Source organism: Halioglobus japonicus (assembly GCF_001983995.1).
Taxonomy (GTDB): domain Bacteria; phylum Pseudomonadota; class Gammaproteobacteria; order Pseudomonadales; family Halieaceae; genus Halioglobus; species Halioglobus japonicus.
The window spans coordinates 2,070,060-2,091,748 of record NZ_CP019450.1 but is presented as its reverse complement, the minus strand read 5'-3'; the positions used below and the strand labels follow the sequence as shown (position 1 = coordinate 2,091,748).

Sequence of the window (21,689 nt, the reverse complement as noted above, 5' to 3'; positions counted from 1 at the left end):
AGCGGAGGACGGCATAGACAGCAGCACCGTACCAGCAATGACGCTGCCTCCAATCCCCTCATTCCCTTGTGCCTGCATTACGGATCCCCTGCTATCGGTGTCTCCGCAAGCTTAGTACAGACCTGTGACCGACGAAACGCTTTCAAGCAGCGGTCGGTTTCGGTTCGGGATTGGCAAAGGTAAAACCACGCGGCGAGGAGCCGTGAACGCGCAAATGTTCCAGGGCTTGTTTGCCGTCCTGTATAGAGGGCAAAGTGCCCGCTGGGATCCACCAAAGCACCAGGCTGGGACCCTCCACTTTCTCGAACCAGTGCTTCTTTTTCTTCAGGAAATCGAGGTGTTCACTGGCATAAACATAGTCGCGCAATGCATCCAGAGACTGCCACACAGACATATTCACCAGCAGAGACTCATCCTCGTAAGCGAGGATGTCGGTAGCATCGCCCTGCTCACTCTGCAGGCGCCAGACAAATTCCGGGTTGGCATCGGCGAGGCCGTTAATGCGCTCGAGGTTCTCGGCAAACTCGCGCATCACCGGCTCGTCCATGGTGCCCAGGGCACGAGCGATATTAAACTGTGCGAGGTGAAATTCTGTGCTCATAAGTCTGCATCCCTTTTTATGCCTGCACTACTTAATGGGGCGGGCGCAGTGAGAATCAAGCCAACAATGCGAAGAACTACCGCTGCGTGGCCAGCAGCGACACTGCGAAGACCAGTTCAGCGAAGTTGCCGACCAAGAATCCCCAGGGCTGGGCGCCCGTTGCAGCATTTACCAGGAAAATCCACAGCGCTAAGAAACAGCCAGGGCCAGCCCGCCGCGCGGTGCCTGAGTGGAGCTATCAGGATTGGAAGAAGAAGGCGCAGATCATACCATCGAGTTCATTACCGGTGACTGCGTGCGTGGTGGGCATAGGCCCACTTAACGCCTGATCAGTCTAAGGTTACGACCACAATATTCTGAGTAACGCCCTCTGCGGTGAGGATGAATACGGCGTCTTCGTAATCGGGCGGCCCGAAGCGCACCTTGGCGTTGTTAGACATGGCCACAGGTTCCTTGGGTATGCCAATAAAGTTGGTATCCATCTCGCCGTTGCCATTGGCGTCGAAATAGAGGGAAAATGCGTACTCGCCTACAGGTAGCTCAATGTTGCCCTTCACCAACTCCCCCTCGCGTGATTGCTCGACATCCAGCACCAGGTTCGTTACGGTGGCATCACCGAGCCAGGTGTCCCTTGAATCGTAAAAGCCGATATAGAGTGAGCCAGAAGCGTTCGCCAAACCGTTGAGCTCTAGATTAATCATGCCGGTTTCTTCTGCGGCCAGTGGCAAAGCAAGAGCGATTGCTAAAGTGGCAGCCAGTTTTTTCATGGGTCTCTCCCTGATTTTCGCATTGTTATTCGTCTGCGCAAGTATACGAGTTCTGGACGACTACGGATGATGGTGGCGCAGCACCCCACTGCCAGTCGATACCGGAATACGCCAGATAACTTCTTTTCATTGTCACAGCGGCGACCAATTGGCCAGGATGACCCTATTCTTCACTGAGGAACAGTACATGGATGTATGGGTAGGATTCACCTTGCTCGCAGCGGTAATGCAAACCGTCCGCACTGCAGGCCAGAAACGTATGGCAGGCAGCCTGACCCCCATGGCCGCCACGACCGCACGCTATCTGTTTGGCCTACCGTTCGCCCTGCTCTATCTGTTCACAATCGCCTCAGCTGAGCCACGAGCGGCGACCCGCTTGGCACTGGCCAATAGCACGTTCCTTGGCTATGCAGTCATGGCCGGCATGGCCCAGATATTGGCGACCTACTGGCTCATCCGTCTGCTAAATCTGCGCAACTTTGCCATTGGCACAGTGTTTTCCAAGACGGAGGTCATTCTAACAGCCGTGCTGGGAGCTGTGTTCTTCTCCGCCACTCTGACTGGCGCCGGCTGGCTGGCAGTACTGGTGGGCAGCGCCGGTGTTCTGGTGCTGGCCATTCCCGGCAACCGGCTGGAAATTGAGCCACAGAGCCTTAGCCTCGGCTTGCTGGCTGGGCTGGGGTTTGCGCTCACTTCTCTGTGGCTGCGGGCGGCCAGCACTTCACTGACAGGCACTGCGATAGAGAGCGCCGCCATTACGCTGGTCTACGCGGTGTCACTCCAGACCGCAGCTTGCATTGTCCATCTCATCATCAAGGAACGCCAACAACTCCGCCGACTTGCCAGCGAGTGGAAGCTGGGCCTGTTTATTGGCGTTAGCAGTGTGATGGGGTCCATAGGCTGGTATACCGCTGTGACACTTCAGGACGCGGCGCTGGTCCGCGCCCTGGGTCAGGTTGAATTACTTTTCGCGCTGTTAATGGGAAGGTTCTGGTTTGGAGAAACGTTGTCGAGAAGGGAATGGATAGGGATGGCCCTCATCTCCAGTTGCGTATTAACACTCTTACTGTTCTGAGGGCCACGGCAGCCTTAGCCCGGCGCCAGGGCGTCGATGGCCACGGGGTCAAAACCATTGACGCCGTCTTTGCGCAGGGCCTGAATACACACGTGGTCCGCGCCATTCTCCCAGTGCGATTCAATACGCTTCATGATGGCAGTTTCGTCTCCCCAAGCGACAATCGCGTCAACCAGCCGATCACTACCGCCATCGTCAAAGTCGGCCTCTTCAAAGCCCAGAGTGAGCAAATTATTGCGGTAATTCGGCAGACCGAGATACATCGCCATGGCGCCGCGGGCGATTTCGCGGGCCTTAGTGGCGTCGGTTTCTAGCAGCACTTTCTGCTCGGGCGCGAGAAACTTATCTGGACCGAGAATACTGCGGGCCCGGGCGGTGTGCTCTGGCGTTACAAAGTACGGGTGTGCGCCATCTGCATTGCTACCTGAAAGCCCGAGCATTTTTTCGCGCAGCGCTGCCAGTACCAGCAGGCCCTGCTTTTCAGGCTGGGGGCCCATATACATGGCCTCCTCCATACGCTGCAGATAGTTGCGCATGGTCGTCAGGGGTTTACCGTATTCCTGTTGGCGGAGACCGCCCACCATCTCCGCGTGCGAAACTCCGATGCCTAGAATCAGACGGCCGCCGCTCAACTCGTCTAGCGAATTGCGGGACGCCTTCATCGCCATCGCGTCACGGCCATATAGGTTGACGATGCCGGTGGCAACGCAGAGCGTTTCAGTGGCTTCTGCTATAACCGACAAAGTGACAAAGGGATCTCTACCTACGGCATCTGGGACCCATATGGCACCGTAGCCTTGACTCTCTGCGCGCTGAGCGAACGCCCGGCACTCATCGAAATTATTGTTGTCCATCCAGCTCCAGATACCGAGCTTGCCTATATTCTGTTTCTTCATTTTCAATCCCTTATCGTCCAAGCGTCAAATATTTATCAGACGAATATTACTAAGAAAGCGCACCGTACGCGCCGAATTAAGCATCCAAAATGCGGGACCGGCGAGGCAATGTCTACCGACTAACCGACATAAGGTATAAGATTGCGCCTATTAACGCGGTATTTATAACAACATATGCTCTCCAATCTTTATAGGGCGCTTGCTGCTACCAGCAGCGCCTCAGGCTGATATTCTCTTGATTGACTGAGATCAGTCCCATATCTGTCTCAGCTCCAAAGAGGCATAGCAGTGGCGAGGTAACGCTGTCGAAATCAAAACACTAGATTAGGTAGAAACCTAGCCACTTGCCTGTTGGCAACGACGATCGATGCGAACATGTCACTCAGTCCTCTTATCAATATCGGAGAGCACATCACTCATCGGCAGCACGTCCGCATACTTGGCGTGCATGTCGAACAAATTTGCCGCGTGGGCCTCCATATTTCGATCACCAACTGCCTCTTTGGCCACTACAACACGGTAGTCGTGCTGCAAACCGTCCACAGCTGTTGCGCGCACGCAGCCGCTGGTGCTGAGACCGGTTACAACCAATGAGTCGACACCGCGCGCACGCAATTGCTCATCAATGTCAGTACCGCGGAAGGCACTCGCCCATTGCTTCTCGACAAGCACTTCTCCGTCTCGCATGACCAGCCTGTGGTCCACCTTGACCCAATGCGAGTCCGGCGTGAGTGCATTCAGTGCAGGCACGCGCTCGCGAAAAACCCGTGCCTGGTCGTCACTATGAAACACCACCGTTGTAAAAAAGATTGGCAAGTTCGCACCGCGAAATACAGCCAGCAGTTCAGCGTTGGCAGCAACGACATCGGGGCAGTCACAGCCCAGCGGACACTCCGGGTTAGTAAAGCCCTCGATCATATCCACGAGCACCAGTGCCGGCTTGTTACCCAAACCCAAGCTCTTTCTGTTCAGATCCATGTCATTCCCTGTTTTCATAGGCTAATCAAAAGAACGCGGTCAATGCATCTATTCATTCGGCAGTATCACTGATAAGAGAAGAGGGCGAGGCAATCTAAGTTGAGCCCGCACTGCAGAAACGAGTCTAGCGACTGGCCAGAATCGTGGCAGGCGGTTATCAGCGGCTTCACTGCCCTGCAGCTACTAGCTAATACAACCCTGCAGTACTGCAGTTACCGCTTCTGCTTCCAATAAAGACGCCGTGAATTCTACTTGGTCCGGAATCATTGTTGCTTAAGCTCTGCATACTAACTAACCCGCTGCACTTGTGAGAATTTTACGCGGAACGGACACCCAATCGCCCATTTCTACCATACCTATCCCTAGCTCTGTATGACCACTCTGCCATGTACCCAAACGTTATTGCTAGCTACTGTATTTCGATGCCCGTATATCTACGCAATCGCAGCGTTTGCCGACCACTGTCTGGGCCGTTATCTACCATTCTGGTTCCACCCCATCGAAAACCAGTTATGGCACCTACTGGCACGCTCTACGTCCTGATGCTAATGCTTCAGGGCAGCTTGTTTTTCACCAGGGCGCACCGCAACTGCCTCTGGACCGGGCTGTTGGAAACCTTCGTGCTCATCCACGGAGCGCTGGCGTCCTATATGTCCATTCATGGTGAGAAGTGATCCATGTTCCCGTTTGGCTTTCTGACCATTTTCGCCGTTTACCGGGTTCACGGTCCGGGGCCGCGGAATCGCACCCGATGGTAAGTATGCGCTGGTGTTCATCTGCGGTGGCGTTTGTGGCTGGGCATTGCCCTGTGGCGCTGGAGCCGTGCCCAGCGAAGCCAGCCTGCGCGCACTATCCCTCGTTAATACTGACGAGATTATCGGGCCCTGAGGACGGATTAGAGGGCTCAATCAACGGCACGGTCTCCAGCGCCCAGCGCAACTCGGGATTGCGACGGCGTGCCGGTGAAGGAATCGTGAATATCTTCTCCCCTTCATGCAATGCCATCGCCTTGCTGTCGATCTTCCAACCGTGCTCCTCTACGTGCACTTTGCGCACCTTGCGCCAGGCACCCGTAAATTTGTCCTGCTCTACCGATACTTCGTTCTCGAGCGACTCAGGCAAGTAATGAGGTGACAGCGCCTCGACGATGTCGGCATCCTCCTGGAACACCCGCAGCGTACGTTTTACCGAGCCGCCGTCGAACACGCCCCACTTGAAGAAGTTGCGCACCTGCACCACAAACGAACGGGTGGTGTTTTCATCGATGGGCGTATTACAGTCGAAGATAATCATCGACATCCAGGAATTGACCTCAATGTGCAGGTGCACGGTATGCCCGGGCAGGTAGAACGACGGGTGCACGTGAGTGGCGGCCTTGTCCTTCCTGAACAGGCGATTAATGCCCATGCCGCCTTCCAGGGGCGGCGGATAAAGCACACACGAGGAACTGCCGGAATACTCCGTACGCTCGATTTTCACGATGTGGTTCTTGTCTGCCATTTCCCGATAGCCAAAGCCAGGATGGACAAATGACGTATGGGCGATGTCAATGCCGTTCTCAACCACGCGGTTGACATCGGCATTCCAGGTGAACTCAGTATAAATGGGGCGCCAGTTATCCCGATCATCATATTCCGGGAAAGGTGGGATGGGGTAGCGATCAGCCTCGTCCAGGTCGCCCATGAACACCCAGATCATGCCGTAGCGCTCTTCCGTGGGATATGCATCTATCCGCGCACGCTCAGGCACCGCACCGCCCTCACCCCGGGAGGGGATGAATTGTACTTTGCCCTCCGGGTCGAATTCCCAGCCGTGATAAGGACAGGCCACACAGTCGCGTTCGGTGGTCCAGCCACCTGACAGTGCGCCACCGCGATGAATACAGACATCGCTCAGGCAGTGGACTTTCCCTTTGCTGTCGCGAAACAGCACAAAATTTTGTCCCAGTAATTTGGCCCGCACTGGCTTGTCTTTTACCTTGTCGGCCCATTCGGCCACATACCACAAGTTTATCAGCATGATTCTTTTTCCGGCTAACGTCTACACTACGCCCTGTGGCGCTATTCGGATCACTGTCCAGCTCGTGTTGGGCTCTCGCCAAAAAAAAAACTTCAGGAGGTGAACCAAACGCCGGATTCAGCCCGTATTTCCAGCCAGATTACGACGAGAGTTCCAATGAAGTACCTGATTACCTCTGTCGCCATTGCTTTGAGCCTGGCGTTTGCTCACATCGCTGCTGCCGCCGCTGAGGCGAACGGTGAGGCAACTCTCATCGTCTACCGCATTGACAACAACGCCCGCAGCCACGGCATCAAATTCGACGTCCGCGCTGACTACCGTAACCAGGGCCGCATTGCAGCTGGCGAGGTAATAGTCATTACTCTCAATGCCGGAACCGTAAAACTCGGCTCCAGCCTTCCCAACAGCCCTGCTGTTGAACTGGAACTGAAGCCCGACCAGGTCCACTACGTCGAGTATGGCCTCACCGTGCGCAACAACCGTAGCAAGCTGGAAGTTCGCGAGGTTGGCGAGCAGGTAGCCAAGCTGCACCTGGACGAGTTGCCCGAGTCCACGATCTGAACACCCCATCCTATGTCCCCGCTTATGGCGCCTGAATGGCGCCTTTTTTTATTGTAAAATCGCCGCTCTTAAAGCCGAGAGCCACCATGTCAGCCAGCCCCACCAAACTCAATCGCCGCTTTTCGATTGCGCCCATGCTCGATTGGAGTGATCGTCACTGCCGTTTTTTCTGGCGACAGCTGACCCGCCAGGCCTTGCTTTACACCGAAATGGTGACCACCGGCGCGTTGCTGCACGGCGACCGCGATCGCTTCCTGAATTTCAATGCAGAAGAACATCCCGTGGCCCTGCAACTGGGAGGTTCTGATGCCGCTGATCTGGCCCGGTGCGCCAAATGGGCCCAGGAGTGGGGCTATGATGAGGTTAACCTGAACTGTGGCTGCCCATCCGACAGGGTCCAGTCAGGCATGTTCGGAGCCTGTCTGATGGTTGCACCCCAGCGTGTGGCGGACGGTGTTAAAGCCATGCGAGATGCCTGTGAACTGCCAGTGACGGTCAAGCATCGCATCGGCATCGACGATATGGAGTCCTATCAGGAACTCATCGACTTTATCAGTCCAATTGCCGAGGCAGGCTGCGAGGTCTTTATCGTACACGCCCGCAAGGCCTGGCTGCAGGGCCTGTCACCCAAGGAGAATCGGGAGATCCCGCCGCTCAACTATCCCTGGGTTTACCAGCTGAAGCGGGACCTTCCGCACCTGGAAATCATCATCAACGGGGGCATCAAGAGCCTTGCTGAATGCCAAGAGCATCTGCAACACGTCGACGGCGTCATGATTGGCCGCGAGGCCTACCAGAATCCGTGGATGCTGGCCGAGGTGGATTCGAGCCTTTACGGGATGGACAAAACCGTACAATCCCGCGATGATGTCATCGCTGGTTTGCTGCCCTATGTAGCCGGCCAGCTCGAAGGCGGCGCCCACCTGAATCACATTACCCGGCACATTCTCGGCCTCTACCAAGGAGTTCCGGGAGCGAGGAAGTTCCGGCGCCACCTCAGCGAAAACGCTTACAAGCAACAAGCGGGACTTGAGGTACTCACCGAGGCACACAGACTGGTGCAGGAAGCGACGGCCTACGCCGAAGCCAGAAACCGGCAGCCGTCCGCAAACGAGTTCAGCGCCCACTAACAGGAACTCTGTAATGACCAGTAAACTGGACCAATTAAAGGCCATGACCGACGTGGTGGCCGACACCGGCGATATCGAAGCGATCAAACGTTTCGCGCCACTGGATGCAACAACCAACCCCTCACTGCTACTTAAAGCAGCAGCCCTCCCCCACTACGCCGAACTGCTCGATCAGGCTAAGCACTGGGCCACTGCCCAGGGCGGCTCCAATGAAGAACAGCTCAGCAACTGCTGCGACCGCTTTGCGGTCGACGTGGGCAAGGAAATTCTCGCCATTATCCCCGGCCGCATCTCTACCGAAGTCGACGCCCGCCTGTCCTTTGACGCCGAGGCGACCAAGGCCAAGGCGCGCAAACTGATCGGCATGTATGAAGAAGCCGGCATCAGCCGCGATCGTATCCTGATCAAGGCGGCCTCTACCTGGGAAGGCATCTGCGCCGCTGCGGAGCTGGAAAAAGAAGGCATTAACTGCAATCTGACGCTGTTGTTCGGCTTCGGCCAGGCCGCGGCCTGCGCAGACGCCGGTGTGTTCCTGATTTCACCCTTCGTGGGCCGTATCCTCGACTGGTACAAGGCCAACACCGATGTCGTCGTTGCAACGCCACAGGACGACCCCGGCGTGCAGTCGGTAAGTCGCATCTACGACTACTACAAGCAGCACGGCTACAACACAGTGGTGATGGGCGCGAGCTTCCGCAACACCGGCGAGATCGAAGCCCTGGCCGGCTGTGACCGCCTCACCATCAGCCCTGCGCTGCTGGAGGAACTCGCTGCCGACACAGGCGACCTGCCTCGTAAGCTCAGCGCCGACAGCGCCAGCTCCGACGTCGCCAAACACAGCCCTACCGAGTCTGGATTCCGCTTTGACCTCAACGCCGACGCCATGGCCACCGAGAAACTGGCCGAAGGTATCCGCAACTTCGTGGTCGATCAGATCAAACTCGAACAGCTGATTGCTGCTCGCTCGGTTTAATTTCTCAGAACTGTTCTTACTAGCCGGTTCGGGAGTGGCTTAGGCCCTTCCGGAACCGCTTCGAGCCCATCCATGGGTCGCTTCGGCGTCCGGCATCCATGCCTCCCGACGATTCCGAAATGGCCTAAGCCACTCCCCCACCTATTCCCGGCAATAACACAATCGCTGCTTGTACTTGAATGCTCGCCCTAGAGAACTTAACGAGCGGTTTCGATGGCCGTTCGGGGTTTCTGAACAATCGGGCCACGCTTTTTACGCAGTGGAGGCGGCGGAGGGCTTTCCGTGGGGAGTGTTTGAGGAGTGCTCGAGGATTGCGCAGCAATCCCACTCCGAGTTGCCCCGCGGCCGTAGCCGCCGGAGCGGAGTTTGTGGCCGTGAAGAAATCCCGAACGGCCATCGAAACAGCGGCTAGCGACAAGAGACCAGCAGTTTCAGCGGCGGGAATGGAAAACTATCAGCGAATCGCGGAAATTCCGACCGCTTCGCGGACCTTGGCGATCAGCGCCGAAGAGTGCTCCCGCGCACGCTCGGCACCCTTGAGCAGCGTCTCTTCGATGTAGCCCGGATCATCCATAAGCTCGTTATAACGCTCCCGCGCCGCACTGATCTCGTCGTTCACCAGCTCAAACAACTGCTTCTTCGCCTCACCCCAGGCAATGCCATTTTCAAATTCCTTGCGCATCCGCGCAGTTTCAACCTCATCGGCAAACGCCGACCAGACCTGGAACACCGTAGAGTCATCCGGATCCTTGGGCTCGCCCGGCTCCAGCAGGTTGGTCTTGATCTTGTTGATGTGCTTCTTGAGCTTTTTCTCGGTCAGGAACAGCGCAATGGTGTTGTTATAGCTCTTGGACATCTTGCGTCCGTCCAGGCCCTGCAGCACCGCAACACTGTCGTCGACCACCGCCTCGGGCAGCGTGAAGACATCGGCGAAGTTGTGATTAAAGCGGCCTGCAATGTCACGCGCCATTTCCACGTGCTGGATCTGGTCCTTGCCCACCGGGATCTTGTGTGCGTTAAACATCAGGATGTCCGCCGCCATCAGCACCGGGTAACTGAACAGGCCCATGGTGACTGCGAAATCCGGATCTTCGCCCGCTTCCTCGTTCGCCTGCACGGCGGCCTTATACGCGTGAGCGCGGTTCATCAAACCCTTGGCCGCGTTGCAGTTAAGGACCCAGGTCAGCTCGGGAATTTCGGGGATGTCCGACTGGCGGTAGAACACCGCGTTGTCGGTATCCAGGCCCAGGGCCAGCCAGGTGGCCGCGATTTCCTTGGTCGACTGACGCACCAGATCCGGGTCCTGGCACTTGATCAGCGCGTGGTAGTCCGCCAGGAAAAAGAAGGACTCCACGGCATCGTCACGCGAGGCTTCAATCGCCGGCCGGATGGCACCGACATAGTTACCCAGATGAGGAGTGCCGGTAGTGGTAATACCCGTGAGAACACGCTGTTTGGCCATGAAATGCGCCCTTTGAGAAAAAGGCGCAATGATACCGGCTGGTGGGACGGCTGGCTATCCTGCCGTGGCCGCCAGGGCCGTCAGTATGGCGGCGTAGCACGGCTGTAACGCTGCGACGGTGAAGCGCTCTAGCGCCACGTTCGGCCGCTGGCCACTGGTCAATGTGTGCGCGAGTGACAATACCAGGGCGACGGCGTCTTCAGGCGAGTCGTAGCGAAGCTCAGGCGGGTAGATTTCCGGGTAGGCCAGCCGGTCAGGTACCAGCGGTACGCTACCCGCGAGCACCGCTTCCAGCACCGCCAGGCCCTGGAATTCATGCCCGGCTGTCGACAGCACCACGTCGGCACCGCCCTGCAAGGCGCGAAAGTCTGCTTCGTTTTCGACGAAGCCGAAGCTGACCAAACGGTGCGCAAAGGCCTGTTCCACCCGGGTGAACACCGCGGGCGAATTGCGAAACTGCTGACCTGTCACGGCCAGCTCATAGTCGAGGTTTGTGGCTTCCAGTCCCTGCAGAATGGCTTCCAAATCTTCGCCGCCCTTGTCGTGTTCAAAGCGCGCACTCCAGAGCAGACGCAACGGTCGATCTGGATACTCACCCTGACGACCCGGCCATGGCAGGGAGGCATCGGACGGATAAGTGTCGAGCAGCGGCACGGGCAATACCCCTGCTTTGCCCGCCAGCCGATCTGCGACGCCAGGAGGCACTTCATCGGGCATTTTGCTTAACAGGCCTGCGACACCCGTGAGGAATGTATCGCGGTTGTAAGCGGAGTTAAACAGCAACTGGTCCGCTGCCAGCGCCGCGTACAGGCTGACCATCTGCGCCTCCAGCAGGCTGTGTTGCTGACGATCCTGAGGATAGACGAATTGATTCTCATGAAAATAGAGCAGCGAGGGTAGCCGGGCCAGGTTCGGGACCAGTCCGCGCAGCGTCGCCAGATCCACCATGGAGGTGGCGATGAGCAGATCGTAATCGGCTTCGAGGGTGGTTCGCTCGGTCAGCGACCAACTGAGGGGGTTACTGCGAACCCGCCAGCTGAAGTAGCGCGGCGGCAGTTCCAGTTCGGTCCAACGCCACCCGGGGAACATCTCCCGCAGACCGCGCTGCCAGTAACGGTGACTCTGGGCAGCGTAGGCAGAGAGCAGGAGAACCTTCACTCAGCTGGCTGCCAGCGACCCCGGATGGTTGTAGAAGCGGCGTAGCACACGCGACAGATTGAAGGCGTCTTTGGTGCCGGCCAACTCCCGTATAGAGTGCATGCCAAAAGTAGGCACACCAATATCAAGGGTGCGCACCCCTACTTCCCCGGCAGTTATCGGACCGATCGTACTACCACAGGCCATATCCGTGCGCACCACGAATGACTGTACGGGCACGCCTTCCGCTGCGGCCAGCATGCGATAAAGGCCAGTCGTCTCGCTATTGGAGGCGTAGCGCTGATTACTGTTGATCTTGATTACCGGCCCGGCGTTGAGCAGCGGCCCGTGATTTTCGTCGTGCTTGTCGGCGTAGTTGGGATGGATACCATGCGCATTGTCAGCGGAGATCATCATGGAGCGTTCGGTGAGTGCGCTATAGCCTGCCAGGTCTCCCGCCAGTCGTTTCAGTACGCTCCCCAGCATGGGGCCCTGGGCGCCAACGGCTGACAGGCTGCCGACTTCCTCGTGGTCATTGCATACCAGCAGCACGGTAGCCTGACCATCCCACTGGAGCAGCGCCTGCAGCCCGGTATAACAACTCAGCAAGTTATCCAGGCGCGCAGACGCTAGGAACTCGCCCTTGAGCCCGGTGACGGCCGCCGGCTGCGTGTCGTAGAAACACATTTCGTAATCCAGCACCTTTTCAACGCCGCATCCGGGATGTTCTACCACCAATTGTTCGCGCAGAATTTCCCTGAAGTCTGCTTTCTCATCTGCGCTTAGCTGACAGAGGATTGGCGGAATGTCTTTTTGTGGATTGACCGAACGATTTTTGTTGGCTTCGCGATCCAGGTGAATTGCCAGGCTGGGAATGGTGGCAATCGCCCGACGAAAATCGATGAGCGCAGTACGTAAGCTGCCAGCGTCACACTGAAACGATACTCTGCCCGCGAGAGACAGGTCGCGATCAAACCAGGGATTAAGCAACGCTCCGCCGTACACTTCCACACCGAGTTGCAGGTAACCGTGTCGCTGCCGCTCGGGCGCAGGCTTGACCATAAGGCAAGGGCTGTCCGTGTGTGCACCGACCATCCGCAGGCCCTCTATAGGGCCCAGTTTCTCACCGATGCCAAACGCCACGATCGAACTGCCGTTGCGCACAACATAGTAGCGGCCACCGGGTTGGATATCCCAGTCGGTATCCTCAATGAGTTGGCTAAAGCCTGCGGCTTCCAGGCGGCTGACCATCTCCGCGACGGCATGAAACGGCGTGGTAGCCCGTGCCAGAAACTGGCAGAGGTCTTCGTTGAACTGCTGCGAGTTATCCATACTGTACTCCTGATCTATTTACTGCGCTCGCGCATACGCGCGAACAGGCTGGAGGTGTCCCAGCGGCCACCGCCCATGCCCTGCACGTCGGCGTAGTAACCGTCCACAATTTGGGTAATTGGCAGTTCCAGCCCCATACGGCTCGCCTCCGCCAATACCATACCCAGATCCTTGCGCATCCAGTCCACCGCAAATCCGTGCTCATACTCACCGGCCAGCATGGTCTGGTAGCGATTTTCCATCTGCCAGGACTGAGCGGCGCCCTGAGAAATAACTTCAACCACGCCAGCAGAATCGAGACCCGCCTGCTCTGAGAACTCCAGCGCTTCAGCCAGCCCCTGTACCACACCGGCGATACAGATCTGGTTAACCATCTTCGCCAGCTGTCCACTGCCACAGGCACCGAGCAGGCGCACGCAGCGTGCGTAACACTGCAGCACGGACTCAGCCATGGCAAAGGTCTCGGCCTCACCACCCACCATGACGGTTAATACGCCGTTCTCTGCACCCCCCTGACCACCGGATACCGGGGCATCGAGAAAACCAATACCCTGTTCGGCAGCAGCGGCCGCCAATTCGCGGGCGAGCTCGGCGGAGGCCGTCGTGTGATCGACAATAACGGCTCCACTCGCCAGGCCGGCCAGCACACCTTCGTCACCGTAGATCACCGATCGCACATCGTCGTCGTTACCCACACAGACAAACACCTGGTTTGCTTCAGTCGCTGCAGCGGCCGGTGTCAGCGCCATGGCGCCGCCGTATTCATCAACCCAATCCCGGGCTTTGCTGACAGTACGATTGTAAACCGTGACCTCATGACCAGCGCGCTGCAGGTGTCCGGCCATCGGATAGCCCATGACCCCCAGGCCAATAAATGCGAGTTTCATGTATTTTCCTCTAGCTGCCCAGCCAGATGCTGAAGAGCACAATGGCCAGGGCAATGCGATAATAAACAAAAGGCCGCATTCCTACCCTGTCTAGCAGGCGCAGGAACAGCGCAATACACGCGTAAGCAGCAACCCGGACATCACGGCACCCAGCGCCATCATTGGCACGTCAAAGGGCTCGCCCAGCCCCATCAGCTCCCAGGTTTTCCGGCCACCAGCGCTAGCAATAATTGGAATAGACAACAAAAAAGAGAAACGCGCAGCGTCCTGGCGACTCATATTCAGCATGAGCGCCGCAGTTATCGTAACGCCAGAGCGCGAAACGCCGGGTACCAGTGCCATTGCCTGTGCACATCCGATAAACAGGCCGCGCCAAAATGTCAGCGGTTCATCGCCAGGCGTGCGCTCTGCGTGGTGGTCGGCAAGACCCAGCAATAATCCGAAGATCAGCGTGGTACTGGCAATGACCAACAGACTGCGCGCGTGGTCTTCAATAAATTGCTCCAGGAATATGCCTGCCAGGCCCGCAGGAATGGTGGCAAATCCCAGATACCAGACCATCCGGCTATTGACGGTGGCGCCCTGCCCGGCCATTGAACCAAACCAGTCCACGGCAAGTTCACGCAATGTCTGGCGATAGTAGTACAACACCGCGACCAGCGATCCCACATGCACGGCGACATCAAACGCCAGCCCCTGGTCGGGCCATTCAAGTACCAGCGAGGGTATAACCAGGTGCGCAGAGCTAGAGATGGGCAGAAATTCGGTCAGCCCCTGCACCAGGGCCAATACGATAGCTTGAAAAGCATCGATCACGACGGTTTGCCCTGTTCATGAATTTTTTTCCAGTTAACCTCATCGCGCACATACACGGGATGTACATCTGCCGCTTTCTGGAAAGTGCCTGACGCCAGCATTCGGCGCGCCGCAGGTATCAGGTCACGCGCCTCGGGAAGCACCTGAGCGTGAACCGCTGTTAGTACTTTCTGCACTGATTCGGGAAACTGATCGACAAAAGCGCATCCATCGCCGATTGCCACCATTTGCGCAGGCAGTTCCGCAATCGTCATCTGTTCGGGTTTTACTCCCGCTGCGGCCTGAACTTCGAACACCTCATCGCCTTCGATGCGATACAGGGCGAAATAGACTTCCTTGATTCGAGCATCGAGGCAGGACAGCACATAGCCGCCCTCCTCCACCAGCCCCTCGCGCAGCGCTGTCTGAACCTGGCAGGCCAGCGTAGAAACCGGTACTGCAGGAACACCTGCTGAAAACGCCAGCCCCTGCACTGCACTCGCAGCAATCCGCAGCCCGGTAAACGACCCTGGCCCCGAGCCATAGGCGATGGCGTCGATATCTTTGACACCATCAGGCAACAGTTCACGGAGCATGCTAAACAGGCGTTGGTTATGCTGCCGCGCCGCCAGTTCGTGGCGATGCTCAGTGTTACCATCACGCCAAAGAGCGACGGAACAGGCTTCAGTGGCCGTTTCAATGGCAAGTATGCCGTTCATGGTTTCTCGGTATGCCGCTACAAATGTTAAGCTGCGATTATCCCACAGGCACCGTCGAGTAAGAACCGTTGGCTGACGAAAACCTTTTTCCCACAAATACAATCACAGGACTATTGCTGGCTGGAGGCGCAGGACGACGCGTAGGCAACCGCGATAAAGGTACATTGCCCTGGCGCGGCCGGCCTATGGCCACCCACTGTGTCGAGCGAATGGCGCCACAGGTCAAGGAACTGTATATCAGTTGTAATCGCAGTCAGGCGTTCTACAACCAGTTCGACTGCGCACTGATTAGTGATGAGAGAGTAGATTTTCAGGGTCCGCTGGCGGGCGTAGAAGCGATGGCCGGTCACTGCAAGACCGAGTTTCTATTTCTGGCGCCTTGCGATACACCGCAACTGCCGTTGGACCTGGCCCAGCGTCTTCTAACAGCCCTGCAGCACAACCCCGGCGCAAATATCAGCTACGCGCGCACCGCACAACGTGAACACTACCTATGCGCGTTAGTGCGCGGCTCATGCCTCGCAACAGTCAGTGACTTCCTCGACACTGGCGAACGGGCTGTCAGACTATGGTACGGCCAACAGGGGGCCGTCAGCGTGGATTTCAGCGACACAGCCGAGGCCTTTATCAATATCAATACCATGACGGATGTCATGGTCACAGCTGAATAGCGGGCATAAAAAACCTGCTGTCATCGCTGACAGCAGGTTTCTCATACAAACTCGCGGCGTTTACTTCTTCTTCGCTGCTTTTTTCTTTGGCGCTGCCTTTTTCTTGGCTACTGCTTTTTTCTTAGGAGCTGCCTTTTTGACTGCGGGCTTTTTCTTCGCTGCAGCTTTTTTCTTAGGCGCCGACTTTTTCTTGGCTGCGGCCTTGGCTTTGGCAGCAGACTTCTTCTCTGCCAAACTCAATTGCTTGGCCAGTTTTTTCTCCAGGTCAGTCAGCTTTTTGGCGTCTGCCTTGGCGCGAGCTTTCACCCAACTTTCAGCAGCTTTGGCCATGGCAATGGCTTTGTCTGCTTCAGCTTTAGCTGCCAGTTCGGCTTTACGTACTTTCAATTTCTCGTCTGCCGCAACTTTGAGTGCCTTCAGGCGAGCCGCTTCGGCCGTATCAGCCAGCCGATTTTTGGCGTCAGCCATTTTTTCACGCATGGCCTTAATACGCGCACTGTTCTTGGCAGAAGCATTTTGTGCACTTTTCACAGCACGTTTGTTAGCTGCTGTGGCTTTTTTGGCTGCCTGCTTACGCGCTGCTTCCAACTTCTTACGCGCGCCTGCAAGCGACTTCTTCTCTGCATCCAAAGCCTTTTGAACTTTAGCCAGAGCTTCAGTAGCTTTCGCTACTGCGGGAGATACTGCTTGTTTTTTCGCTACTGCTTTGCGTTTTGCTGCTGTTTTCTTAGCTGCTGGACGCTTCTTAGCCGGTGCCTTTTTACGGGAAGCCGGCGCCTTTTTTGCTGTAGTTTTCTTTTTTGCCGTTGCCATTACGTTCATCTCCAGGGAAGTTATTAGGTAACGCAATTCAAAAATAGCAACAAAGTTAAAGGCTTACAACAAATGCAAACGGTTTTTCATAGGCAAAAAAAAGGAGCCGGCGGCTCCTTTTCTACTGCAAAAACCGTTTTTACGCTTCAACCAAGTTCGTCGAATACGCGATCGCGAATTTGTTCGACACTGCCCACACCTTCTATTCGGTGATAGGCAGGCGCATCGCTGCCCGTCATATCCTGATAAAAGTCGACCAGTGGACTGGTTTGTTCGTGATAAATTTCCAGGCGCTTGCGAACAGTCTCTTCCTGATCATCGTCACGCTGCACTAGTGCTTCGCCGGTCTCATCATCCTCGCCTTCAGTCTTCGGCGGATTGTGAATAACGTGATAGACGCGACCAGAGCCCGGGTGTACACGACGGCCACTCATGCGGGACACAATCTCTTCGTCGTCCACGGCAATCTCAACGACATGATCAATACTGACACCCTCTTCCACCATGGCCTGAGCCTGGGGGATCGTGCGGGGAAAACCATCAAACAGAAAACCAGAGGCACAATCGTCTTCAGCGATACGTTCTTTCACGAGACCAATAATGATGTCGTCTGACACCAGACCGCCGGCATCCATCACTTGCTTGGCTTCGATGCCCAGCGGGGTTTGAGCCTTGACCGCGGCACGGAGCATGTCGCCGGTGGAAATCTGGGGAATACCGAATTTTTCGGTAATGTATTGGGCCTGGGTGCCTTTTCCGGCGCCCGGGGCGCCCAGCAAAATCAAACGCATTGACGAGGTTCCTCGTGATAATATCGGCCGCCGTCAACAGCGGCTTGGCTAGGTTGGTAACGTGGGAGGAAAGTAACCATACACAGCGGGTTGCGCGGATACAACCCCTACCTTTCGCTAGGACCGAGCGGCCTTGGCACGCTCCCAAAGGGCGTCCAGAGCAGCCTCGTCGAGCTGGTCGAGAGACTCGCCATTCTTGCGCGCTATTTTCTCCATAGCTTGGAATCTCTGCTCGAATTTACTCGAGGCGCGGCGCAAAGTCGTTTCGGCATCCAGCTTTAGGTGACGGGCCAGATTGACGCCGGAAAACAGCACATCTCCCATCTCGGATTCAATCTCGGCAGCCTCTCCCTCACGAAGTGCAGCCCGCAATTCACCGATTTCTTCCTCCAGTTTTTCCAGCACCGGCTCCACATCCGGCCAGTCAAAGCCGACTGAGGCAGCCCGCTTCTGCAGCTTTTGTGCCCGCGGCAGTGCCGGCAGCGCTACCGGGACATCCGCCAGGATGTCATGAAGGTCACGCTCGCCACGCTCCTGCTGTTTTATGGCTTCCCAGCTGGCGTTGACCTCAGCTTCAGTGATATTACCGCCGACGACTCCTTCGATATCACCATTGGCGAACACGTGCGGGTGACGCCGTACCAGTTTCGCAACCAGGGTATCGACAATTTCGCCAAATTCGAACAACTGCTGCTCTCGCCCCAGCTGACTGTAGAAAATCACCTGGAACAACACATCGCCAAGCTCCTCGGCAACATGACCGAAATCCTGTTCTTCAATGGCGTGCGCCAGTTCGTAGCACTCTTCCAGCGTCGACGGCACGATACTGGCGAAGTCCTGCCTGAGGTCCCAGGGACAGCCGTGCTCCGGATCGCGTAAACGCTCCATCACCCTGAGCAAATCGTCGATCGTATATTGACTGCGGCTCATTCAGCTGTGCACCGATTCGCGGAAATCACATTGTGCAAACGGTTGATCCGCTCCAAAAGCTTGGATAGCGACGCCAGATTTGGCACTTCAACCCGCAGGCGCATGGTCGCAGTGTGAGACTTCTTGTTGGTCTGGGTATTGATCGACAACACATTGATATGGGCGTTGGCGAATAAGCCGGTAATATCGCGCAGCAGACCGTGGCGATCATAGGCTTCAATCGCCACATCCACTTCGTAGTTATCGGTGGGCGCGCCACCCCATTCGACTTCAATCACCCGCTCCGGAGATGCCTCCTGGAGTTTTACGAGGCGTGCGCAATCCGTGCGGTGAATACTGACGCCGCGACCCTGGGTAATGAACCCGGTAATGGCGTCGCCGGGCAGCGGCTTGCAACAACCCGCCATGTGATTGAGCAGGTTACCAACACCATGCACCTGCACCTCGCTACGGTAGCGGGTCGCACCCGGCCGGGCCAGCTTGAGCTCGGGTTCGGGGCGGCGTTCTACCAGGCCCTGGGCGGCATTCAGGACCTGGCTGGAGGCGAGTTCCCCGGAGCCGACCAACGCAAACATGTCCTCAACGGATTTCGCACTGACTTTGCGAGTGATGCGCTGGTAGTCGACGCTGGTAAGCGCCAGACGCCTGAACTCCCGCTCCAGCAACTGACGCCCGGCGGCAATATTTTCCTCGCGCGCCTGGGACCGGAACCAGTGCTGCACCTTGGCTCGCGCCCGAGAGGTGCGCAGATAGCCCAGCCCCGGCTGCAGCCAGTCGCGCTTGGGCTGGCCTTCATTACTGGTGAGAATTTCAACTCGCTCACCGGTCTTGAGCTCATAGGTAAGGGGCACGATCGATCCGTTGACTTTAGCGCCGCGACAACGATGACCGACTTCCGTATGGACGTGATAGGCGAAATCCAGCGGTGTCGCGCCGTGGGCGAGATTGACGACATCGCCATCTGGCGTAAAGACATACACCCGATCCTGAGCGACATTGAAGCTGAATTGCTCGGCGACCTCGTCGGCGTCACCCGTTTCCTCATGCCAATCGAGTACCTGGCGCAACCAGGCAATTTTTTCCTCGTAGGTGCTGGCCATGCCATCACCACCATCAGAGCCCTTGTAGCGCCAGTGCGCACAAACCCCGAGCTCGGCTTCTTCATGCATCTGGTGGGTGCGGATCTGTACTTCCAGAATTTTTCCTTCCGGGCCGATTACCGCGGTATGCAGTGAGCGATAGCCGTTCTCTTTTGGGTTGGCGATATAGTCGTCAAACTCATTGGGAATGTTGCGCCACAGGCCATGCACCAGCCCCAGCGTCGCGTAACAGTCCTTCACCTCTGGTACCAGGATGCGCACCGCGCGAATATCGTAAACCTGAGAAAAGCCAATACCCTTGCGCTGCATTTTGCGCCAGATACTGTAAATGTGTTTCGCCCGACCCTCGATTTCAAATTCAAGGCCAGCGCCACCGAGGACGCGACTGAGCAACTCTTTAACCTCGACGATAAACTGATCGCGTTCCAGGCGCTTGCCGTCCAACAGCCGGGCAATTTTGCGATAGGCATCGGTGTAGATGTAGCGGAACGACAAGTCCTCAAGCTCCCACTTGAGATGACCAATGCCGAGCCGGTGAGCCAGCGGTGCATACACGTCAAAGACTTCCCGGGCGACCAGTTCACGGCGCTCCTCGTCATTCTTCACCGCGCGGATCGCGCAGGTCCGCTCCGCCAGTTTGATCAGCGCCACCCGCACATCGTCCACGAGCGCAATCAACATCTTGCGTATGTTGTCTTTCTGGGCGTGTGCCTGGCCTAGCACGGGATGCTCCTGGTGCAGGCGCAGCTCGCCGATGGCAGCCATGCGCAATACGCCCTGTAACAGCTCCTCTACCTCTTCACCGAACCGGGCTCCCACCTCTTCGAGGGTAATTCGCTTCTCGCGCACAGCCCGATAGAGCACACCGGCTACCAGGCAGGAGGCCCCCACGTGCAGCTCCGCGAGAATCAGTGCGGTGTCCAGCCCCGCCGCGAAACAGTCGCTTTCGGTCGCCCAGTCGCCGGGGTCTTCGCCCTCGCCTGCCGCCAATTGCTGCAGCAATCGACAGGCTTCCAGCAACTGGCCTCCATCCTGGTCATCGAGGCTGATGGCCAGGTGTTCAACCCACTCATCGAGGTCAACGGCTGCGCCACTGGCGGGGTCGGGAAGTTGTTTGCGAACCTGGACCATGTAATTCAGGACCCTGCGAACACGCCGGTCGATAAGTAGCGGTCGCCGCGATCGCAAATAATGGCCACGATGACGGCATTCTCAAGCTCCGCCGACAGGCGCAGCGCTCCGGCCACGGCCCCGCCTGAAGAGACGCCACAGAAAATTCCCTCCTCGGCGGCCATTCGGCGCATGACCCGCTCAGATTCCGGTTGGGAAATATCGAGCACCCGATCGACTCGGGCGGCATCATAGATCGCCGGTAGATAAGCCTCCGGCCAGCGGCGAATCCCAGGGATACTGGAACCATCTTCGGGTTGCAGGCCGACAATCTGGATGTCGGGATTCTGCTGTTTGAGGTAGGCCGAGGTCCCCATTATGGTGCCTGTCGTGCCCATTGAACTGACAAAGTGCGTGATGGTGCCGTCGGTCTGCTGCCAGATCTCCGGCCCTGTGCCGGTCAGGTGGGCGCGCGGGTTGTCCGGGTTGGCGAACTGATCCAGCACCCGACCCTCGCCGCGAGCCTGCATCGCCATAGCCAGATCCCGGGCGCCTTCCATGCCCTCCTCCTGGGAAACTTCGACCAATGTGGCGCCATAGGCGGACATGGACAGTTTGCGCTCATCACTCATATGCGAGGGCATAATCAGCGTGAGCGGATAGCCGCGAATGGCTGCGGCCATGGCCAGGGCAATGCCGGTATTGCCACTGGTGGCTTCTATCAGAGTATCGCCGGGCTGGATATCGCCGCGGGCTTCAGCCTGAGCGATCATGCTGATGGCAGGACGGTCTTTAACCGAGCCAGCCGGGTTATTCCCCTCCAGCTTGACCAACAGCGTGTTACTGGTCTCACCGGGTAGGCGCTGCAGGCGCACAAGGGGAGTATTGCCAATACAGGCTTCTATCGTTGGATAGTCAGGCATTGCTTTTCACATTCTATTT

Annotated in this window: 21 protein-coding genes and 1 pseudogene; 6 read left to right on the top strand and 16 right to left on the bottom strand. The window is 57.1% G+C overall.

Translation table 11 applies throughout. The features are described from left to right. Window positions 1-142 precede the first annotated feature (142 nt). The gene (locus tag BST95_RS09850; RefSeq protein WP_084199122.1) at window positions 143-601 is read right to left on the bottom strand and encodes a DUF3291 domain-containing protein; all 459 of its coding nucleotides are present in this window, start codon (window positions 599-601) and stop codon (window positions 143-145) included. 329 nt (window positions 602-930) lie between these two features. Beyond that, complete coding sequence (locus tag BST95_RS09840; protein ID WP_084199118.1) at window positions 931-1,368, bottom strand: DUF2141 domain-containing protein; 438 nt, start codon at window positions 1,366-1,368, stop codon at window positions 931-933. Window positions 1,369-1,555: 187 nt separating this feature from the next. On the opposite strand from BST95_RS09840, the gene BST95_RS09835 reads away from it, so the two are divergent. Beyond that, entirely contained in the window at window positions 1,556-2,443 is an 888-nt protein-coding gene (locus BST95_RS09835) for a DMT family transporter (RefSeq protein ID WP_084201129.1), read from the top strand. 14 nt (window positions 2,444-2,457) lie between these two features. Here the strand turns inward: BST95_RS09835 and BST95_RS09830 are convergent, their stop codons facing one another. Both BST95_RS09830 and BST95_RS09825 read right to left on the bottom strand, forming a co-directional pair. Beyond that, window positions 2,458-3,339: a TIGR03620 family F420-dependent LLM class oxidoreductase gene (locus BST95_RS09830; protein ID WP_084199116.1), complete on the bottom strand. Its 882-nt coding sequence runs from the start codon at window positions 3,337-3,339 to the stop codon at window positions 2,458-2,460. A gap of 378 nt (window positions 3,340-3,717) precedes the next feature. Then, window positions 3,718-4,317: an isochorismatase family protein gene (locus BST95_RS09825; protein WP_084199114.1), complete on the bottom strand. Its 600-nt coding sequence runs from the start codon at window positions 4,315-4,317 to the stop codon at window positions 3,718-3,720. A gap of 512 nt (window positions 4,318-4,829) precedes the next feature. Between BST95_RS09825 and BST95_RS19700 the strand changes: the two genes are divergently transcribed. Beyond that, window positions 4,830-4,991 (top strand): hypothetical protein, encoded by a 162-nt coding sequence (locus tag BST95_RS19700; protein WP_157114476.1) that lies wholly within the window; start codon window positions 4,830-4,832, stop codon window positions 4,989-4,991. 175 nt (window positions 4,992-5,166) lie between these two features. On the opposite strand, the gene BST95_RS09820 is transcribed toward BST95_RS19700, so the two are convergent. Beyond that, on the bottom strand, window positions 5,167-6,336 hold the full coding sequence (locus BST95_RS09820) for an aromatic ring-hydroxylating dioxygenase subunit alpha (RefSeq protein WP_084199112.1): 1,170 nt from the start codon (window positions 6,334-6,336) through the stop codon (window positions 5,167-5,169). 156 nt (window positions 6,337-6,492) lie between these two features. Here BST95_RS09820 and BST95_RS09815 point away from each other — a divergent pair, with 156 nt between their 5' ends. From BST95_RS09815 to tal, 3 genes are all read left to right on the top strand, one after another. Further along, on the top strand, window positions 6,493-6,897 hold the full coding sequence (locus tag BST95_RS09815; protein WP_084199110.1) for a hypothetical protein: 405 nt from the start codon (window positions 6,493-6,495) through the stop codon (window positions 6,895-6,897). Window positions 6,898-6,983: 86 nt separating this feature from the next. Further along, entirely contained in the window at window positions 6,984-8,027 is a 1,044-nt protein-coding gene (gene dusA / locus BST95_RS09810) for a tRNA dihydrouridine(20/20a) synthase DusA (RefSeq protein ID WP_102106242.1), read from the top strand. A 13-nt stretch (window positions 8,028-8,040) separates the two neighbouring features. Continuing rightward, window positions 8,041-9,000 carry a transaldolase gene (gene tal, locus BST95_RS09805; RefSeq protein ID WP_084199106.1) on the top strand — a complete coding sequence of 320 codons (960 nt, stop codon included), beginning with the start codon at window positions 8,041-8,043 and terminating at the stop codon, window positions 8,998-9,000. 454 nt (window positions 9,001-9,454) lie between these two features. Here tal and BST95_RS09800 read toward each other — a convergent pair whose 3' ends face one another. The 6 genes and pseudogenes from BST95_RS09800 to tsaB form a co-directional block, all read right to left on the bottom strand. Then, complete coding sequence (locus BST95_RS09800; RefSeq protein ID WP_084199105.1) at window positions 9,455-10,462, bottom strand: tryptophan--tRNA ligase; 1,008 nt, start codon at window positions 10,460-10,462, stop codon at window positions 9,455-9,457. A gap of 54 nt (window positions 10,463-10,516) precedes the next feature. Further along, entirely contained in the window at window positions 10,517-11,620 is a 1,104-nt protein-coding gene (locus BST95_RS09795) for a tRNA-queuosine alpha-mannosyltransferase domain-containing protein (RefSeq protein ID WP_084199103.1), read from the bottom strand. Further along, window positions 11,621-12,931, bottom strand: coding sequence for a M18 family aminopeptidase (locus BST95_RS09790; RefSeq protein WP_084199101.1), 1,311 nt, complete (start codon window positions 12,929-12,931; stop codon window positions 11,621-11,623). Between the two features lie 14 nt (window positions 12,932-12,945). After that, window positions 12,946-13,818 carry an NAD(P)-dependent oxidoreductase gene (locus BST95_RS09785; RefSeq protein WP_084199099.1) on the bottom strand — a complete coding sequence of 291 codons (873 nt, stop codon included), beginning with the start codon at window positions 13,816-13,818 and terminating at the stop codon, window positions 12,946-12,948. Between the two features lie 10 nt (window positions 13,819-13,828). Next, a pseudogene (locus tag BST95_RS09780) lies at window positions 13,829-14,631 on the bottom strand (undecaprenyl-diphosphate phosphatase). Further along, window positions 14,631-15,332, bottom strand: a complete 702-nt coding sequence (tsaB, locus tag BST95_RS09775) for a tRNA (adenosine(37)-N6)-threonylcarbamoyltransferase complex dimerization subunit type 1 TsaB (RefSeq protein WP_084199097.1) — start codon at window positions 15,330-15,332, stop codon at window positions 14,631-14,633. Before tsaB ends, BST95_RS09780 begins: the two are co-directional and overlap by 1 nt. A gap of 68 nt (window positions 15,333-15,400) precedes the next feature. Between tsaB and mobA the strand changes: the two genes are divergently transcribed. After that, on the top strand, window positions 15,401-16,003 hold the full coding sequence (gene mobA, locus BST95_RS09770) for a molybdenum cofactor guanylyltransferase MobA (RefSeq protein ID WP_084199096.1): 603 nt from the start codon (window positions 15,401-15,403) through the stop codon (window positions 16,001-16,003). A 60-nt stretch (window positions 16,004-16,063) separates the two neighbouring features. On the opposite strand, the gene BST95_RS09765 is transcribed toward mobA, so the two are convergent. From BST95_RS09765 to cysM, 5 genes are all read right to left on the bottom strand, one after another. Then, a complete protein-coding gene (locus tag BST95_RS09765; protein ID WP_146004197.1) occupies window positions 16,064-16,816 on the bottom strand; it encodes a hypothetical protein in 753 nt (250 codons plus the stop codon). A gap of 146 nt (window positions 16,817-16,962) precedes the next feature. Next, on the bottom strand, window positions 16,963-17,607 hold the full coding sequence (adk, locus tag BST95_RS09760) for an adenylate kinase (RefSeq protein ID WP_084199094.1): 645 nt from the start codon (window positions 17,605-17,607) through the stop codon (window positions 16,963-16,965). A 117-nt stretch (window positions 17,608-17,724) separates the two neighbouring features. Then, on the bottom strand, window positions 17,725-18,537 hold the full coding sequence (gene mazG / locus BST95_RS09755) for a nucleoside triphosphate pyrophosphohydrolase (RefSeq protein WP_084199093.1): 813 nt from the start codon (window positions 18,535-18,537) through the stop codon (window positions 17,725-17,727). Then, entirely contained in the window at window positions 18,534-20,768 is a 2,235-nt protein-coding gene (relA, locus tag BST95_RS09750) for a GTP diphosphokinase (RefSeq protein WP_084199092.1), read from the bottom strand. The genes mazG and relA overlap by 4 nt, the downstream gene beginning before the upstream one ends. Window positions 20,769-20,773: 5 nt before the next feature. Continuing rightward, window positions 20,774-21,670 (bottom strand): cysteine synthase CysM, encoded by an 897-nt coding sequence (cysM, locus tag BST95_RS09745; protein WP_084199091.1) that lies wholly within the window; start codon window positions 21,668-21,670, stop codon window positions 20,774-20,776. Window positions 21,671-21,689 lie beyond the last annotated feature (19 nt).

Excerpts from the sequence above, each read along its gene's own strand:
- BST95_RS09840 (WP_084199118.1), bottom strand. The coding sequence starts at position 1,368 with ATGAAAAAACTGGCTGCCACTTTAGCAATCGCTCTTGCTTTGCCACTG.
- mazG (WP_084199093.1), bottom strand. The coding sequence starts at position 18,537 with ATGAGCCGCAGTCAATATACGATCGACGATTTGCTCAGGGTGATGGAG.
- tsaB (WP_084199097.1), bottom strand. The coding sequence starts at position 15,332 with ATGAACGGCATACTTGCCATTGAAACGGCCACTGAAGCCTGTTCCGTC.
- BST95_RS09790 (WP_084199101.1), bottom strand. The coding sequence starts at position 12,931 with ATGGATAACTCGCAGCAGTTCAACGAAGACCTCTGCCAGTTTCTGGCA.
- BST95_RS09830 (WP_084199116.1), bottom strand. The coding sequence starts at position 3,339 with ATGAAGAAACAGAATATAGGCAAGCTCGGTATCTGGAGCTGGATGGAC.
- BST95_RS09800 (WP_084199105.1), bottom strand. The coding sequence starts at position 10,462 with ATGGCCAAACAGCGTGTTCTCACGGGTATTACCACTACCGGCACTCCT.
- cysM (WP_084199091.1), bottom strand. The coding sequence starts at position 21,670 with ATGCCTGACTATCCAACGATAGAAGCCTGTATTGGCAATACTCCCCTT.
- tal (WP_084199106.1), top strand. The coding sequence starts at position 8,041 with ATGACCAGTAAACTGGACCAATTAAAGGCCATGACCGACGTGGTGGCC.
- BST95_RS09765 (WP_146004197.1), bottom strand. The coding sequence starts at position 16,816 with ATGGCAACGGCAAAAAAGAAAACTACAGCAAAAAAGGCGCCGGCTTCC.
- BST95_RS09820 (WP_084199112.1), bottom strand. The coding sequence starts at position 6,336 with ATGCTGATAAACTTGTGGTATGTGGCCGAATGGGCCGACAAGGTAAAA.
- dusA (WP_102106242.1), top strand. The coding sequence starts at position 6,984 with ATGTCAGCCAGCCCCACCAAACTCAATCGCCGCTTTTCGATTGCGCCC.
- adk (WP_084199094.1), bottom strand. The coding sequence starts at position 17,607 with ATGCGTTTGATTTTGCTGGGCGCCCCGGGCGCCGGAAAAGGCACCCAG.
- BST95_RS09785 (WP_084199099.1), bottom strand. The coding sequence starts at position 13,818 with ATGAAACTCGCATTTATTGGCCTGGGGGTCATGGGCTATCCGATGGCC.
- BST95_RS09815 (WP_084199110.1), top strand. The coding sequence starts at position 6,493 with ATGAAGTACCTGATTACCTCTGTCGCCATTGCTTTGAGCCTGGCGTTT.
- BST95_RS19700 (WP_157114476.1), top strand. The coding sequence starts at position 4,830 with ATGGCACCTACTGGCACGCTCTACGTCCTGATGCTAATGCTTCAGGGC.
- relA (WP_084199092.1), bottom strand. The coding sequence starts at position 20,768 with ATGGTCCAGGTTCGCAAACAACTTCCCGACCCCGCCAGTGGCGCAGCC.
- BST95_RS09835 (WP_084201129.1), top strand. The coding sequence starts at position 1,556 with ATGGATGTATGGGTAGGATTCACCTTGCTCGCAGCGGTAATGCAAACC.
- BST95_RS09850 (WP_084199122.1), bottom strand. The coding sequence starts at position 601 with ATGAGCACAGAATTTCACCTCGCACAGTTTAATATCGCTCGTGCCCTG.
- BST95_RS09825 (WP_084199114.1), bottom strand. The coding sequence starts at position 4,317 with ATGGATCTGAACAGAAAGAGCTTGGGTTTGGGTAACAAGCCGGCACTG.